At 41.1% G+C, this 17528-nt stretch carries 15 protein-coding genes; 2 read left to right on the top strand and 13 right to left on the bottom strand.

The window, feature by feature from the left end:
* Positions 1-40: 40 nt before the first annotated feature.
* Both QFZ87_RS02765 and QFZ87_RS02760 read right to left on the bottom strand, forming a co-directional pair.
* On the bottom strand, positions 41-895 hold the full coding sequence (locus QFZ87_RS02765; RefSeq protein WP_309857386.1) for a Cof-type HAD-IIB family hydrolase: 855 nt from the start codon (positions 893-895) through the stop codon (positions 41-43).
* 73 nt (positions 896-968) lie between these two features.
* Positions 969-1637: a DNA alkylation repair protein gene (locus tag QFZ87_RS02760; RefSeq protein ID WP_309857383.1), complete on the bottom strand. Its 669-nt coding sequence runs from the start codon at positions 1635-1637 to the stop codon at positions 969-971.
* A 108-nt stretch (positions 1638-1745) separates the two neighbouring features.
* On the opposite strand from QFZ87_RS02760, the gene QFZ87_RS02755 reads away from it, so the two are divergent.
* Positions 1746-1895 (top strand): hypothetical protein, encoded by a 150-nt coding sequence (locus QFZ87_RS02755; RefSeq protein ID WP_309857380.1) that lies wholly within the window; start codon positions 1746-1748, stop codon positions 1893-1895.
* Between the two features lie 56 nt (positions 1896-1951).
* On the opposite strand, the gene QFZ87_RS02750 is transcribed toward QFZ87_RS02755, so the two are convergent.
* The 5 genes from QFZ87_RS02750 to QFZ87_RS02730 all read right to left on the bottom strand — a co-directional run bounded on the left by QFZ87_RS02750 (position 1952) and on the right by QFZ87_RS02730 (position 8936).
* Positions 1952-3055 carry a PRK06851 family protein gene (locus tag QFZ87_RS02750; RefSeq protein ID WP_309857377.1) on the bottom strand — a complete coding sequence of 368 codons (1104 nt, stop codon included), beginning with the start codon at positions 3053-3055 and terminating at the stop codon, positions 1952-1954.
* Between the two features lie 148 nt (positions 3056-3203).
* Positions 3204-3680, bottom strand: a complete 477-nt coding sequence (ybaK, locus tag QFZ87_RS02745; protein WP_309857375.1) for a Cys-tRNA(Pro) deacylase — start codon at positions 3678-3680, stop codon at positions 3204-3206.
* Between the two features lie 90 nt (positions 3681-3770).
* The gene (locus QFZ87_RS02740) at positions 3771-6230 is read right to left on the bottom strand and encodes a S8 family serine peptidase (RefSeq protein ID WP_309857374.1); all 2460 of its coding nucleotides are present in this window, start codon (positions 6228-6230) and stop codon (positions 3771-3773) included.
* A 218-nt stretch (positions 6231-6448) separates the two neighbouring features.
* Complete coding sequence (locus QFZ87_RS02735) at positions 6449-7096, bottom strand: response regulator (protein WP_309857371.1); 648 nt, start codon at positions 7094-7096, stop codon at positions 6449-6451.
* Complete coding sequence (locus tag QFZ87_RS02730) at positions 7071-8936, bottom strand: GAF domain-containing sensor histidine kinase (protein ID WP_309857369.1); 1866 nt, start codon at positions 8934-8936, stop codon at positions 7071-7073. Before QFZ87_RS02730 ends, QFZ87_RS02735 begins: the two co-directional genes overlap by 26 nt.
* Positions 8937-9404: 468 nt before the next feature.
* Here QFZ87_RS02730 and QFZ87_RS02725 point away from each other — a divergent pair, with 468 nt between their 5' ends.
* Positions 9405-11213, top strand: coding sequence for a TIGR04190 family B12-binding domain/radical SAM domain protein (locus QFZ87_RS02725; RefSeq protein ID WP_309857366.1), 1809 nt, complete (start codon positions 9405-9407; stop codon positions 11211-11213).
* A 31-nt stretch (positions 11214-11244) separates the two neighbouring features.
* Here the strand turns inward: QFZ87_RS02725 and QFZ87_RS02720 are convergent, their stop codons facing one another.
* The 6 genes from QFZ87_RS02720 to QFZ87_RS02695 form a co-directional block, all read right to left on the bottom strand.
* Positions 11245-11952: an ABC transporter ATP-binding protein gene (locus QFZ87_RS02720; protein WP_309857364.1), complete on the bottom strand. Its 708-nt coding sequence runs from the start codon at positions 11950-11952 to the stop codon at positions 11245-11247.
* 1 nt (position 11953) lies between these two features.
* The gene (locus QFZ87_RS02715) at positions 11954-12733 is read right to left on the bottom strand and encodes an ABC transporter ATP-binding protein (protein WP_309857361.1); all 780 of its coding nucleotides are present in this window, start codon (positions 12731-12733) and stop codon (positions 11954-11956) included.
* Positions 12708-13682, bottom strand: a complete 975-nt coding sequence (locus QFZ87_RS02710; protein ID WP_309857358.1) for a branched-chain amino acid ABC transporter permease — start codon at positions 13680-13682, stop codon at positions 12708-12710. Before QFZ87_RS02710 ends, QFZ87_RS02715 begins: the two co-directional genes overlap by 26 nt.
* Before the next feature lie 15 nt (positions 13683-13697).
* Positions 13698-14579: a branched-chain amino acid ABC transporter permease gene (locus QFZ87_RS02705; protein WP_309857355.1), complete on the bottom strand. Its 882-nt coding sequence runs from the start codon at positions 14577-14579 to the stop codon at positions 13698-13700.
* 96 nt (positions 14580-14675) lie between these two features.
* A complete protein-coding gene (locus tag QFZ87_RS02700; protein WP_309857352.1) occupies positions 14676-15848 on the bottom strand; it encodes an ABC transporter substrate-binding protein in 1173 nt (390 codons plus the stop codon).
* A gap of 318 nt (positions 15849-16166) precedes the next feature.
* On the bottom strand, positions 16167-17372 hold the full coding sequence (locus QFZ87_RS02695; protein ID WP_309857350.1) for an MFS transporter: 1206 nt from the start codon (positions 17370-17372) through the stop codon (positions 16167-16169).
* Positions 17373-17528: the final 156 nt, after the last annotated feature.

Here is a 17528-nt window from a genome sequence, read left to right as displayed (position 1 = left end):
TCAGGCACCATGTGAAAATTTCACATGGTGCCTCTCTTTCCTATAAAACCTCGAGAATAGCCTTGGCCACACCATGCTCGTTGTTGGAAGCTGTCACCGCATCACACAAGGACTTTATATATGAGCCAGCATTTCCCATCGCAACCGATCTTCCTGCTGCTTCAAACATCGAGACATCATTAAAGTTATCACCAATTGCCATCGTCTCAGATAGCTCGATTCCCTTTGCTTTTACAAAAGATGCAAGCGCAATGCCCTTTTGAGCATTCTTATTGGTAATTTCCAAATTCTCATGACCTGAAGTGGATACAGCCAGGTCGTCCAACTCAGCAAGAGATTGATTAGCTGTTTCTAATTTGTCTGCGTCAAAATCAAATGCTAGAAATTTATAGATTTGATAGTCATTACTGGCAAATAGAACCTCATAATCTTCAATGGTATGAATTAAGCCATCTTGTATCCTTGCCCCCGCTGCCTCCACAATCTCGTGGACATTTGCCTCTGGATTCGCACTGACAACGATGTCGACTAGAATGGAGACTGCCTTATCCGCATCAATCGTATAGGCTCCCTTGTCGGTATACACTTCGAAATACACGTCTTTTTCAACCAGCTTAGCTGCCACCCTTCTAGCCAGCTCTTTACTGATTGGAGTCGCAACAAGAACTTCACCGTCCTTCGAGCGTACCTCTGCACCATTCACACCAATCACCGGGCATTTTAAACCCGCTTCAGCTAATACATAGGTTGCCTCCTGATAAGACCTGCCCGTTGCCACAACAAATTCAATTCCTTGTGCCTGTGCTTTTAGAATCGCTTTTTTATTTTCTTCACTGATTGTTTGTGTGGAATTCAATAATGTTCCATCCATGTCTGATGCAATACATTTAATCATGCTGTCCCACCTTCCAAAATTTTTCATAATGCCCATTCTAACATGAATAGTTACACCGAATCGTTTTTAATGCTCAGTCTACATATTTGCTCCCTTCCCTTACGCTTAACGGGGCAAGACTGTTTTCATTGATAAACTGCTTCACCGAGGACGGATTGGTTTTGGAGTATTCCCTAAGCGCCCAGCCAATGGCCTTTTGGATAAAAAATTCCTTACTGTCAGAATTGCTCTTTATGTATCGATACAGCCGCTCTTCATCGGTTTTCTGTTTATATTTTAATTGAAAAAGGATCGCAGTTCGTCGCAACCACATATTGTCATGCTCTGCCCAGCCGTCAATCGTTTCCTCGATTACTTCCGGAAACTTTTCTGCTATTTTCCCCACCGGCTTAGCCGCAATTGCATCCACCGTATCCCACCAGGATTTCTCCAATACTAATCTTTTCATTAAGGCTAAATGCTCTTTCTGTAGTTTTTTCAACGACTTTTCCAAATATGTTAAGGCCATATATTGATATTCTCTTTCATCCATTTCCCAAAGCTCTATAATAAATTCTTGATCGAATGGCTCTTTCAACATTCCTGTTTCTTTAAAAAATTCCTTTTCTAATTCCTTCCTAACCGGCGACTTAATTCCTAAAAAGGGGAAATGATTCTTCATATACTTCGTCATCGGCCCCGCCTCTTTTTCGTTGCGGTTCGATTCGAATAGCTTGGTTAAAAACTCAGTTTTGGCTGACAAAGAAATGCCTCCTTTACAAAATTTCCACTTTCTTCAAGTTTACCCTTTATTTATTAGCATGAAAACACACCCAAACAGCAAACTACAACTAACAAGGAGGGATGAACCATGACTAAGAAATACAACAAAGGCAGCAACAATCAAAATTCTCCTCAAGCAGGACATGCAGAAGCAGAGTTTGCGACTGAATTTGTAAGTGGCGATAACAGTAAGGGCAATAAAAACAATCATACGCAAAAGAAGAAACAAAAGAAATAAACAGGAAAAGGGGTCAGACCCCACTAATATAGTGTGGTTTGACCCCTTGAACATTATTATAGAACGGTAGAAGACGCTAAATCTTTTATTTCCTCAGCAATTTTATTTTGAATTTTCTCAACTACCGAGAAGTCCATCGCAGCTACATAAATTTCTTCAAGCTCATCGTGCAGCTCTTTTGCTTTAGCGAGATAGCTGGTCGCCTCAGTCATTTTATTTTTGTATTTGGCAGAAATTTTGCTGATAAAATCAGCAAAAATTTCGTCTGTTCCCGGTTCAATCAAAAGTTCATACATGTCGAGGATTTCGTCGCCATCACGGCTCGGAAAGTATTCATGTGGAGCCGTACTATCAAAAATAGCGATGCCGAGCTCTCTAAAAATACACATATCGAGGCTATTTGGATCAAAGCCGCAGTGATAAATCTCTACATCCACACCGCGCTCTTCGGCCGCCGCCGCTAGTTTTTTCAACATCGTTGATTTCCCGGAACCAGGGCGCCCTTTAATAAAGTAGCGTTTAGGAATCTCTTCTGTTAAGTTCGGAACGAAATCAACGGCGCCTTTAGGTGTGGCTGCACCTAAGAATCGATGACGGACATCAGGCGTTTTATTCAATCTCATTTTTCCAAAGAAGGTGTCAATTAATTTTTTTGTTAATTGATCAGCCTTTTTAAAATCCATACTATTAATATAAATTTTTTCCCAATCATCATGAATTTCTAATGCTTCCTTAAATGTTGCGTAGGCCTTTTGAAAGGACTGGCTTATCTGTCTAGTGAGCTTTTGAATCACATATTTTTGCACACTAAGAGCACGGGCATTCCAGGCTTCACCCAGATTGATATATTCTTCCACTGCTCCAGGTGCATTCGGCTCAATGACATGCGGTGCGGTTCCATCAACGATCCCGACCTTCAACGCTGGAATGAGCACGCCATCAATGGAATTATTATCAGAGGAACAATGTAAAAACTCCACATCATAGCCTTGTTCCACCCATTCGTTTCCTACTTTTTTCATCAATGAAGATTTACCTGTCCCTGGACCGCCTTTTAAAATAAACAACCGATCTAGTCCTTGAAGATTGGAATCGTAAAGGTTATGGAAACCTCTGGCTGTGTTCCCGCCAGCAAAATAATTTCTAATTTTCCCTGCCATTCATCAACACTCCCTTTTACGCTACTCAACTGCGCCTCTTTTATCCTCTAGTCATATTTAATGGCCAGTTATTAGGTGAGATATTTACACCCTATCATATGCGCTTCTGGGTTATAGGTGAGTGCCCATGGAAAAATTCATTTATTTCTCATTTAATAATGTCCATAATTTCTGCCTTTGTTACTTCTTTTAATACACTAGGCTCCAGTACTATTTGAACGCCAATCTTGCCTGCGCTGACCACCATCTCAGGCAAATCGCTGCAGCTTTCGTCCAAAAAGGTCTTGTATTCTTTTTTCATTCCGATAGGGGAGCAGCCACCACGGATATAGCCTGTCCATTTTTGAATATCCTTTACAGGGAGCATCTCCATGCTTTTTTCACCCGCCGCTCTTGCTGCCTTTTTCAAATCCAATTCCTCGGCAACGGGAATGACGAATACATAAATATGTTTGCTTGGTCCTTGTGCCACAAGTGTCTTATAGACTTCCTTTGGCTCTCGACCAATTTTTCTCGCTACAGAAATTCCATCAATTTTTCCGTCTTTATTATCGTATGTAAGCATGTTATATTCGATTTTTTTCGCATCCAGTATGCGCATTGCGTTAGTTTTAGTCTGTGCCATGATTCATCATCCTCTATTTATTTATACTATTCATAGTATATCAATTCTTCCATGAAAAAGGAGAGCTGCTTGTGACAGCTCTCCTTCAGATTATTGAAACCAGGCCTGGTAGTATCGCGTTACGGCGACCGCATAATCGCCTCTTGTTACCTTTTTGCTTGGCTCAAAGCTGGCTTCGACGGTTGGGACTAAATCATATGTTCCTTGTTTCACCTGGAAGGTGGCATTAAGGATGTTCAGGTCAAGTGCCAACTGAACATAGCCTCTAAGCGATGCAGGAATGGAGGAGCTATCCTTAATTGGAATCCGCTCACCCTTGTAAAGTACCGTCACATCTCCTGTTTTTTCCTTAGCTTGTTTTTCTAAACCAAGCGCTTGAACAAGGGAGTATGCTAGTTCTGCGCGGTTGACCTCACCATTAGGATTAAAATTGCCGTTTGCATCAAGAAGCATAATGCCGCCCTGCGTTTGAACAGCATCACGTATAGCCGCACCCTTTGCCACAACAGCTTTCGCGAATGGTCCGTCCCCTGCTGACACATCCTTTAAAGCTGGAGTCTGACTTTGCCTTACTCCAGTCCCCATGACTAAATAATGCGCTAGTTCCTTTCGTAAAAGATTTTGCTTTGGTTTAAATGACCCATCCGCATATCCGTCAACTAGCCTTTCGCTAACAGCCATTTGAATGGCAGCGGCTGCAGGGTCGCCAGAAATATCCTTCAGGCCGGTATAGCCGCTCACCTTCGCGATAGAAACCATTCCTTGAATTGTTTCGGGCAATCCAACACCAACAGGGTTGGATTCGTCGCCATGCAGCCCGTCAATTCTAACCTTCCACTCTCCAGCCATGGGTGAATTGACGGAAGCCGTCCTATCAGGATAAAGGGCGAACAATAAGCTGATTCCCGAGCTATACTCTGTCCTGTCTGGAGCGACTAAAATGAGGTTCACTGGGTTTCCTGTTTGCCCCAGCAGTCCTGTTGCATCAATTCGAGCAGAGAGTTGGGAAACTCCTTCTGCGACTGAAAATGAGTAGGTGTTTGATGATAATAATAATGGATTATATTCCACCTCAAATGGAGATCTCGTGACTGTTGATTTGACATTGCTATTGAATGTTTGATAGGCATTTACGGTTGAGCCATATTGGTTTTCAAACAGGACAGCATCAAGTGCGGCATAGGCATTCACATAGCCGGTTCCAACTTCCCATGTTTCATAACCAGGCATATTTGTAGCTGTATCCTGTAAAATTTTCTTGATTTCATCTGGTGACAACGTGGGCTTTGCCTCTAACATGAGCGCAGTAATCCCTGCCACATGCGGTGTTGCCATGGAGGTACCACTCATGGCTGTATAATATGGCAGGTAGGCTGGTTCTATTAGCTCCGCATCTGTTGTTGCACCTAACGTTGAAACGGGGGCGAGAACTCGAGTTGAAATAATATCGACTCCTGGTGCGGTCACACTCGGTTCATCCTTCCATGTCCACGTCTTACCATCCATTTCAAAGGTACCACCAACTCCCTTTGTCCCTCTTGAAGAAAAATCTGCCAGTGATCCATCTTTTTCTCCGGCAGCCACAGAGATGACCCATGGAGCTTTTGCGTAAGGGTTGTGGGTGTTTTCTCCCGGACCCTCGTTCCCAGCTGCAAATAAGACGGTAATGCTACGGTCATGGGCTGCCTTACTGGCTATATTAATCGGATCGTTTGGATCAAAGTCGCCTGATGAACCCCAGGAATTTGTAATCACTCGAATATTATATTCAGATTGGTGGGTGATAGCATAATCGAACCCGCCAATGCCATCAAGAACAAAGAGGGCTGCACCTGAACCGTATCCTATTAAACTAGCACCTGGAGCAACCCCTTCATATTTTCCATTTGAGCTTTCTCCTGTCCCGCCAACAATACCGGCAACATGCGTACCGTGTCCGGAATTAGAGTCCGTGTTTGGAACATTTTCTACATAAGTGATTGGTAGTAAACTAGGCTCCAAGCTGTTTAAATTTGTACTAGCCATTACGTTTTGGACTAGGTGACTGCCAAATTGCAGATCTTTATGCGTTCCGTCCACACCGCTGTCGTTGATTACCACACCAATCCCTTTTCCTGTTATCGGCAATCCTCCATTAGCCTTTTGCATCGCTGTATCTGTTCGGACTTTATCTACCCCTGTTAAACTGGTCGCATCTGCATTGAAATAAGTGAGCTTACGATTTAAATAAATCGACTTTACTCCAGGCGAAGCGGCTAGTTTATTGATTTGATCTTTCGTTGCAAGTACCCCCGCCATTGGTAAAGCTTTCATGGAAAGTCCTTTAGAAATTCCTAGACTATTTAACAGATTAAGCTGATCCTTTGAAGGCGCCCCCTGCCCGTCAAAAGTCACAATCACCTGTAATGGGTCTACGGCCGTATCGAGTGCCTTGAGCAATTTACTATCGATGAAAGCAGAGGCCCCTTCAGCGTTCGCTTTTGATAGACCAGGAATTACAAGTGATACTAGTATGACGAGAGTAAGCAGGACTGATAACCACCTTTTCATTTTCACATTCCATTCCCCTTTTCTACTAATAGTTGTTAGGTCTATTGTCTAAAAAAGGGGACGATAACACTATTCAGCAAAGGGAGTATTTAAAGTAAGAATAAGTACTATTTTGTTTTCGTACTTAAGTTATAGTACGTAGTCCTTCTAGAACAGAAAAGGTGTCAGGCACCATGTGAATTTTTCACATGGTGCCTGACACCTTTTACATTTTCCTTTTATGATAATGGGACGAGCTGGTTTTGGACAGCGTAGATGACGACCTGGGAACGGCTTTTTACGCCAAGTTTTTTGAAGATGTTGCTGACATGAATTTTTACGGTTTTATCACTGATATATAGACTTTGCGCGATCTCCTTGTTATTCATTCCTTTAACCAGACACAAAAGCACTTCTTTTTCCCTTGCGGTCAGCACGGATTCACTCTTTTCTTCGACAGGCTCTGCCTTCGGCTGGTGGAAACCTAGAAACTTCTTTGTCATAGCAGGGTGAATAACCGACTGACCATTTGCAACCGCACGGATCGCATCAATGACATGCTGTGAAGGAGCATCCTTCAGAAGATATCCATCCGCTCCTTCGCGGATGGCTGACATAAAGAACTCATCATGATCATGCATGGTCAAAATGAGAATTTTAACAGCCGGATAACGCTCTTTTATCACACTTGTTGCTTCTATGCCATTTTTTTCAGGAATATTAATATCCATTAGAATGACATCCGGTAAAATCTCATCCACCTTCGCAATCGCATCATTCCCATTTACCGCTTCTGCCACTACTTCAATATCGGCTTCCATCCCTACTATGTTTTTGAGACCATCTCGCAATACCGCATGATCATCGACTAGCATAAGCTTGATCACGTAAGTCACTCCCTTCAATTCCCATTCTCGGTACGGTTAACATAATCTCCGTTCCTGCTCCTTCTCTACTGTCTACTTGAAGCGAGGCTTGGATTTTCTCGGCCGCCTCATTCATATGCAGAATTCCAAAATGGGGGTGCTGCCTTGCTTTAATCATCGCCTGGAATAATGAAAATCCCTTCCCATTATCCTTAATTTTTAAGAGAACATGCTCCTTTTGATAGCTTAATAAGATGTCAATCTTCGTTGCCTCTGCATGCTTAAGGGCATTCTGCATACTCTCATTACAGATATCGAATATAATCTTTTCCACCATAGGGCTTAACTGAAACTCAGTGCCGCGGGTATCAAACGATATGTCCATGTTTGTATCTCGTTGAATCGCACTAATTTTTGAGGCAATCGCCGACAGCAGCCCCACGCGTTCCGTTGGGTAAGGGCGAAGAGCATAGATCGATTCCCTGACTTCCTTTAAGCTTCTCCTCAGCTTTTCCGTGCTTTCTACCATTAGTCGGAACGAATCATCTGGCATTTTGTTGAATTTCCGAGTGGCTGTCTCCAAATTCATGATGGCTCCTGCTAATGATTGAGCCACCCCATCATGAATATCACGCGCAATTCGATTTCTTTCTTCTAAAATCAGCCTTTTTTCCTGTTCAGCAAACAGCCATTTCGTCTTAATTAAGACGGCTAACTGATTGGCAAGGGTAGCAGCTGACTGCATATCTTCTTCCGTAAAGCTTTTTGACCGAACCCTTCCAAAGACAAACATACCAACCAGCTCATTTTCAAGCACTAATGGGGCATATAATAACGACCCCACTTCTTCTGAAAATATTTTGCCCGCGGGCCCCGCATCCTTTTTCGTATGATGATAAACGACCAACTGCCTGGTTTTATCAAACGCCTGAGCCGTTTCATCTGATAAAATAATTTCATCCATAACTAATCCTGAGGCAAACCTTAGATTCCAACCCTTTTTTTCTCTTTTCCATAAAATCCAGGCATCCACATCTATAAATTCCTGAAGATTATTGGCTAAAAAAGATAACCAATCAGGTGCTGCAATTTTTTTATTAAGTTCAGAAGAGATACTAAATAGTGCCTTTAATTTTGATTTCTCCTTTTTTAAATTGGCAATAATGGAACTTAAAAGCGCAAAACACACTAATGGAGCAAAAAAGAAAAAGAACGAAAAGACATCAATTTCTCCTCTGTTTTGATTTCCAAGAAAATAAAAAAGGACCAGGTATCCATATGAAAGTAGGAAACTATTTAATTCCTGCAGTGTTTTTCGCTTCCATATACGGAAGTTATAGGTTTGTGGTCTAATCGTAAGCAGCACATCAACAATTAAATTATTAACAAGATAAAAAGGGAGGATGAGCAAGCTAAAGTGAAGAACTCCTTGCAGGAATCTTGACTGAAGCTCAATTGTTAAAAAGGATAAGAACCATTGACTGATAACGTGTGCAATATAAAAACTGATAAGTAGCAGGGCAGGATTAAAAACCACAATCCTGAGCGGCCTTCTTTTGTAGAGATTAATCATAGCCACGATACATCCATAGGATAGGATTGTATATGAAAGGCCATCCATTACATAAATGGCATACACGAGTGGAAAGGAAATCGTAACGGTGCCTTTCCAAACTGGCAATGGAAATAGCTCGACAATCAGTAGAAAAACAACTAATAAAGCAAGAATCATTATTTCATTGGGTGCCGTTATTTTTACTAGTCCAAATTGGATAAAGATCCAAATGCCAATAAGGGAGACACACAGTAAAAAGTTGCTTGATAACCGTTCCTTTTTTTGCGAATTGGACGAACTATTCATTCATATCTCTCCTTCATCCGCTCACAATTTGATATCTAAATTTTCTGTTAATTACTGTTAGTTTAATGGATATATTCTATAAACACAATAAAAGAGGACCCATGATAATATACATCAATCGAACATTTCCCAATAGGACACCGAAAAACCCAGACCGGTCCAATGAAACACACTGACCGATACTGGGCCAAACCATTTCCGGCTTGTAAAATGATTATGGCACAATTCGCCTTCTTTTTGTATTTGCTAAAAGGATTATTCTTCTCTACTACCTTTGTATTAATGAGTACAAGTCTATGGTTAGGGTCCTAAATTCAGCTGGTTTTATCCACAAAATCACCCAAATATTGTCACCCGTTTGTCACTCTATCAACCCATGATTATAGTAAACTAAAATTATGAACACATACCTTATACTCCATTGTGAAAATCTTCACAAATCAACAATCTAATTTAAGAGGTGAAATTATGAAATATGATTTAGTTCTCCTGCACGCACCCAGTGTGTACGACTTTAGGAAAAATGCTTTGCTTGCAGGCCCAATAAGTGATGTTGTTCCGTCATCACCAGTCTTTGAAATGTATCCCATTGGACTGACAAGTATTGCGGATTACCTTGAGAGATATGGCCTGCGAGTAAAGATCATCAATATTGCCAATCGGATGCTGATGAATTCATCATTTGATGTCGAAGCAAAATTAAGCAAAATCCAAACAAAAGCATTCGGAATTGACCTTCATTGGCTCCCGCATGCACATGGCAGTATTGAACTTGCCAAAATAGTAAAAACCCTTCATCCCCAAACACCCATCATTTTTGGAGGGTTATCAGCCACCTATTATCATAAAGAGTTAATTGACTATCCATTTATCGACTTTGTTATGCGTGGCGACTCTACCGAAAAGCTGATGCTTCTCCTGATGAACAAAATTGAGGCAGGGAACACTCACTATGCTGACATACCCAATTTAACCTGGAAAAAAGGCAGCGAGTACGGCTACAATCCAATTACGTATGTACCAAAGGATTTAGATGATATAGACGTTCCTGGCTATCGCTACACCATTCGTTCCGTTTTCAAATACCGAAATTTCCTTGATCCGCTTCCTTATAACGGCTGGCTTCAGTATCCTAACACAGCGCTGTTAACGGCAAGAGGATGTACACAAAACTGTTTGATTTGCGGAGGATCAAGAGAGGCTTATGATCAAAACTGTAACCGCAATTCACTAGCCCTACGATCACCGAAAAAGCTGGTGGAGGACATTCAATTTATTTCGCGGTTTAGCCGGGCACCCATTTTCATTCTTCATGACCTTCGGCAGGGTGGTCGTGAATATGTAAATGAGTTCTTTAGCCACCTTAAAAAAATCAACCTAAAAAATGAAATCGTCTTTGAACTGTTCCAGTATGCCGACGAAGAATTTTTCAAGCAAATGAATGAAAGTGTGCCTAATTATAGTATTGAAATCACCCTTGAGACACATGATGAGAAAATTAGACGTTACAATGGGAAGTTCAGCTGTACCAATCAAAAGGTCATAGACACCCTTAACTTTGCTCTAAAGAATGGCTGTAAAAAAATCGATTTGTTCTTCATGGTGGGGATCCCTGGACAGACCTACCAAAGTACCATCGAAAACATCGATTTCTGTGAAACGATTCATCTGGCCTGCCATCAGGACCCAAGAGTCTATTACTTTGTGGCGCCGCTTGCTCCATTCCTAGATCCTGCAAGCCCTGCTTTTGAACATCCAGAGCTTCATGGCTATAAAAAATTCTGCCACACCCTTGAAGATCACCGCACAGCGATTACTCAGCCTTCCTGGAAGCATATGCTTAGCTATGAAACAAAAGATATGACCAGGGATGATATCGTGAATGCCACCTATGAATCTGCTAATAAATTAAATGAGTTCAAGCTACAATATAATCTAATTGATCAAGAGGGATATCAAGAAATCAAAGGGAAAATTGAGAAATCAATGGCCTATATAGAAAAAATCGACCATGTGTTGGCCCTTCCTAAGGGAGATCAGGCAGCAGAATTGGTTAAAATTCAAAAGGAGATTGAAGAGTTAAATAAATACAGTATTTGCGGAAAGAATGAGCTAAAGTGGGAGGTTCAAAAGAATTATGCCAATTTCTTTTCACTTGCTTTAGTGGGATTAGAGCAACTTTATCAAGATTACTGCAATATCATACGCAATAAGGTTAGTCCGAAACAAAGGTCTCAATTTAAGCTTGAAACGGAGCGGCAGAAATTAAAGCTATAGAATGAAAAAAAGGGGATTATATCCCCTTTTTTTAGTGTCCACCAAGGTAGGCAGCTCTTATTTGGTCTGATAGGCTCAGTTCTTCAGCGGTACCTGCAGCCACTATTTTTCCTGTCTCGATGACATAGGCACGGTCAGCAATGGATAATGCCATATTCGCATTTTGCTCAACTAATAATACGGTCGTTCCTTGCTGATTGATTTCCTCAATGATATTAAAGATGGTTTTTACCAACAATGGGGCAAGACCCATGGATGGCTCATCTAATAGCAAAAGGCGCGGCCTAGCCATTAATGCACGACCCATCGCAAGCATTTGCTGCTCTCCACCTGAAAGTGTACCCGATTGCTGCTTTCGGCGCTCTTCCAATCGTGGGAAAAGCTGATAGACTTTTTCAAAATCCTCACGAATGCCTTTTTTGTCTTTTCGTAAATAGGCACCTAATTCCAAATTTTCCTCAACGGACATATTTTGAAATACTCGACGCCCTTCAGGAACCTGAGAAATTCCTCTCTTAACGATGGATTGGGCAACCTTCCCCGCTACGTGTTCATTTTCAAACACGATTTCTCCGTTTTTTGGCTTCAGGAGCCCAGAAATCGTTTTTAAAAGCGTACTTTTACCCGCACCATTTGCCCCAATCAGTGTGACAATTTCTCCTTGATTGATCTCGAGGGAAACTCCCTTCAATGCATGAATATTTCCGTAATAGACATTCATATCCTTTATTTTTAGCATATTAAGAGACCTCCTCGCCAAGATACGCTTCGATGACTTTTGGATTATTTCTGATCTGTTCTGGGGTGCCCTCAGCAATCAATTGACCATGGTCAAGGACATAGATTCGCTCACAAACTCCCATCACTAGGAGCATGTCATGTTCAATTAATAGAATGGTTAATGAAAATTTCTCGCGAATAAGAGCGATTAAATTCATCAATTCTTCCGTTTCCTGCGGGTTCATACCAGCTGCCGGTTCATCCAAGAGCAATAACTTTGGATTCGCAGCCAGTGCTCTAGCAATTTCAAGACGGCGCTGCTGTCCATATGGTAAGTTCTTTGCTTTCTCATGTAATACATCGTCAAGCTTAAAGATTTTTAAAAATTCAATCGCCTTTTCTTCCATCTCCTTCTCACCAGAAAAGTGGGAAGGGAGGCGAAGAATGGAGCTAAAAATGGAATGCTTAGACTGAGAATGATAAGCAACCTTTACATTATCAAGTACGGATAATTCACTAAACAACCGGATATTCTGGAAGGTACGGCTGATTCCCTTTTTCGTAATACGATAAGGAGCTAGACCGTTCAATTTTTCTCCCTCTAATGAAATGCTTCCTTCAGTCGGAACATACACACCAGTTAGCAGGTTAAAGAAGGTTGTTTTTCCGGCACCGTTTGGTCCTATTAAACCGACAAGTTCACCCTGCTTTAATTCCAGATTTACATCAGACACTGCCTTCAACCCGCCAAATCGGATTCCTGCATTTTCAACCTTAAGCAACTGTGTTTTTGCTGCCATGCTGTACTCCTCCTTTAGCGGATTTACTAGATTTAAAGAATGAAGTAATCTCCTTTGTGCCCATTAATCCTTGTGGACGGTAAAGCATCATTACGATTAAGACTAAGCTATAGATGACCATCCGTACCTCTGGATAGCTTTGAAGATAGGTAGAGATAATAGTCAACAGGACGGTAGCAATGACAGCCCCAGACATACTGCCCAAACCACCAAGTACAACGAAAATTAAAATATCAAAAGACTTTAAGAATCCAAAGTTGGTTGGTTGGATAATATAAAAATTGTGAGCAAATAATGCACCAGCAATTCCCGCGAAAAAGGCCCCAAGCGCAAAGGCAGCTACTTTATAATAGGTAGTATTAATCCCCATTGCATCGGCAGCAATTTCATTTTCTCTAATGGAGATACAGGCCCTTCCGTGTGTTGAGTTGGTGAAGTTGGCAATGACAATAATCGTAAATACAACACAGCCAATCAACCACGGCCATGTGGTTAAATGAGATACGGTCATCCCGCTGGCGCCGCCTACATAATCAATATTTAAAAATACAATTCGAACGATTTCGCCAAAACCAAGTGTAGCAATGGCTAGATAATCTCCTCTTAACCTTAGGGTAGGAATCCCAATGATTAGGCCAGCTACCGCTGCCGCTAGTCCACCGGTTATTAATGCGACTGGAAACGGCAAGCTCAATTTCATTGTCATAATGGCAGACGCATAGGCACCCACCGCGAGAAACCCAGCATGTCCAATGGAAAACTGCCCCGTAATTCCAATAATTAAGTGAAGGCTGACCGCTAATATAATGTTAATGCCCATGAAAAAGAGCGTATTCACATAGAATTGATTCAGTGTTCCACCCACTATCAAAAATTGCACAATGACTGAAAAAATAACGGCTAAAACGATTGAGGTCCAAAAAAACTTTGCTTGTTTAAAAATTGACATCGCTTAAGCCACCCCCTATACCTTTTCCCTGACATTTTTACCAAATAAACCTGCTGGTTTGAAGATTAAGATTAAGATTAGGACAATGAATGCAACTCCATCACGCCATAAAGAATAGCCTGCGGCACTAACAAATGCTTCAATTGTACCTAAAACTAACCCGCCTGCCATCGCTCCAGGAATAATTCCGATTCCCCCTAAAACAGCAGCAACGAAAGCTTTCAGTCCTGGGATAATCCCCATCAGCGGTTCAATCTTTGTATAGTACATTCCAAAAATAACCCCAGCTGCACCTGCTAGAGCAGAACCGATAGCGAAGGTAGCAGAAATGGTGTTATTTACGTTAATCCCCATCAATCTTGCTGCATCCATATCATGAGAAACAGCCCTCATCGCTTTTCCAATTTTCGTTTTATGAACAATGAATTGCAGAAGAATCATTAAGATTATGGATGTTCCTAGAATAAGGATGGATTGTCCACTAATTTTTACACCAAACACATCTAAGCTCTTGATTGGGACCAAATTACTTGGATATGCTTCTGGCTGTGCACCACGTGCATAAATCGTTCCATATTCGATAAACAAGGACACTCCAATGGCGGTAATCAAAGCCGCAATCCTTGTCGCGTTTCTTAATGGTTTGTACGCAATCCGTTCAATCAGTACCCCAAAGATCGCACATGCTACCATGGAAATAACTAAAGCAGGGAAAAATCCTAAATCTAAAATAGTAATAGAATAAAAGCCTATAAATGCACCGACCATGAAGACGTCCCCATGGGCAAAGTTAATCAGTTTGACGATACCATATACCATTGTGTATCCAAGGGCGATTAATGCATAAATGCTCCCTAAGGAAATTCCATTGACTAATTGTTGTATAAACTGTTCCATGTCCAAACACTCCCTTAAAAGGACTTCAACTTGCTCTTAAAATGGGAATAGGGAGACATCCATTCTCCCTATTCATTTGCCCATTATAAAATTGGATTAAGGATTTACTTTCACTTTAAATTGTTGTTCACCGTTTACGTATTCAAGAATAACGGCTGCTTTGATTGGATCGTGATTTTTATCAAGCTTCATCTTTCCTGATACAAGCTCAAGTCCATCTGTTTCAGCAAGTGCCTTCTGAATTTTCTTAGAATCACTGCTTCCTGCACGCTTAATCGCGTCAGCAATAAAGTACACAGTATCATAGCCTAATGCGTTGAAGGCATCCGGTGATTTACCATCATATTTCGCTTTGAATGCAGAAACAAAGTCTTGTACTTTCTTGTCACTATCACCTGATGAATAGTGGTTTGTAATAAACGTATTCTTTAATGGATCCGCTCCGCCAGCAATTTTTACTAGAGTAGGAGAATCCCAGCCGTCGCCACCCATAAGTGGTACATTTAGGCCAATTTCACGAGCTTGCTTAATGATTAGGCCCACTTCTTCATAGTATCCAGGAATGAATACATATTCTGGATTCGCCGCTTTGATATTTGTTAAAGTAGCGTGGAAATCTGTATCCTTTGCCACGTATGCTTCTTCTTTTACAATTTTCCCACCGTTTGCCTTAAATGCCTTCTTGAACGCATCTGCAAGTCCTTTTGCATAGTCACTTGAGCTGTCAATAAGGATCGCCGCATTCTTGACCTTTAATTCTTTTGCTGCAAAGTTCGCTGCAACCGTACCTTGGAATGGGTCGATAAAGCATGTACGGAAAACAAAGTCACTTACTTTTCCATCTTTATTTGTAATCGTAGGGTTTGTACCTGTTGGAGTAATTAATGGAATCTTATTGTCCTGCGCAATTTGTACCTGTGCAAGCGTATTTGTACTTGTTGCCGCACCGATGATCGCTGCCACCTTGTCTTGTGTGGCCAATTTAAGCGCACCACTTGTCGCTTCTGATGCTTCTGACTTATTGTCAAACGTAACAAGTTTTAGTTTCTTACCATCAATGCCTTTTTTATTGATTTCTTCAATCGCAAGATCGATACCTTCTTTTTCTGATTGACCGTAAGAAGCTACTCCGCCTGAGAGCTCAAGGTTGGCTCCAATTTTAATTGTATCTCCTCCACCATCACCACTTGTAGTCGAGTTACATCCTGCCATTACGCCTGCTGCTACCATAAATGACATAAAAACACCAGCTAATTTTTTCTTTCTCATGGCTTTACCCCCTGTTTTTATAAAAAATTTTCCCAAGATAGTTGTGTTACTGTTTGCAATAAAGATAATATTCTGAAAACATTGTACATAATATTCAGAGGTTCGTCTAGTAGAAAAGTCCATTATTTTAAAATAATTTAGAAAATAATGAAAACTAGACTTCCACTAACGTTAAAGGCTTTATTTCAGTAAAGTGAATAGAAAATTACTTTCAAGTTGAAAGTAACGCGGCAAATGAATTATTTTGTCTAAATATGATTCTTTCCTCTGCTAATGTGAAAAAGAGATTCCTGAAACGGAATCTCTTTCTGAAAATTATTATACTAATTCTTTTCTTTTTGTTTCCTTTCCCAAAACGAATACAGCCAATGCACCAATAAGGATCGATATACAGAAGATTGTAAAGATCGACGAAATTGATACATTCTGTGCAACAAGATTACCTACTAACAGTGGCCCTAAAACACCGCCAATTCGGCCAAAAGAAGCTGCCATTCCAGTTCCAGTCCCACGAATAACCGTTGGGTATTGTTCAGGAGAATACGCATACAGACCACCCCAAGCCCCGAGGTTAAAGAAGGATAACAGAATGCCTGCTGTCATTAGAAGTGCCGTCGATTCAGCCGTTCCAAAGAAGTACGCACTAATGGCCGTTCCAATTAAATAAACAACTAATACAAACTTACGTCCAAATTTTTCTATAAACCATGCTGCTGTAAAATAACCTGGTAATTGGGCAATTGTCATGATCAGCACATATTCAAAGCTTTTGATTAAGCTAAATCCTTTCATGACCATAACACTTGGCAGCCATAGAAACATTCCATAGTAAGAGAAGACTACACAAAACCAAACAATCCATAACATGGCCGTTTGACGGCTATGTTCTTTAGACCAAAGCTTTGCGAAGCTTTCCCATGCAGAGATTTTTTCCTTTTTCTTAATCGCCTCAAAGCGAGGTGAATCAGGGAGACCCATTCGCAAATAAAGTGCATAGAAAGCAGGAAGGGCACTGATAAATAAAGCTACCTGCCAGCCAAACTTTGGAATCACGAAATACGATATGATGGCTGCAATTAACCATCCGCCTGCCCAGAAGCTTTCCAACAGCACAACAATTCTGCCACGCTTATCAGCTGAGACACTTTCTGATACAAGTGTAGAGGCTACAGGAAGCTCCCCGCCTAAACCCGCACCAATTATAAACCTAAACACTAAAAAGACAGCTAATGTGGAAGCAAATGCGGATGCTCCACTACCGACTGAAAATAACAATAAGGTAATAATAAAAACATTTTTCCTTCCAATTCGGTCAGCCATTAAGCCAAAGATAAGCGCCCCAACAGCCATACCAATCGAGTTAATACTGCCAATCCAGCCCATTTGTTCAGGCGTTAACTCCCATTCCACCTTTAAGGCAGCAATAATGAAGGAAAGCATTCCAACATCCATTGCATCAAACATCCAGCCCATCCCGGCGATGCCGAGCAGCTTTCTTTCTGATATTTCTTTTTTGTTTTTCATATTGTTCCCCCTATGTTAATGCCTGCACTTACATTATTACCCAAATCTCATTTCTTTAGGTATAAAATGTAATCTAGTAATCAACTGTATTCTAACAGCTGTCTTTACACTTGTCACCAATAAACATACAAAAGGGAACAATTCTCTACAAAAAAT

Source organism: Bacillus sp. SLBN-46 (assembly GCF_031453555.1).
Classification (GTDB): Bacteria; Bacillota; Bacilli; order Bacillales; family Cytobacillaceae; genus Neobacillus.
Note: the sequence above shows the minus strand (reverse complement) of the source record. Positions and strands in the feature narration are given on the sequence as shown.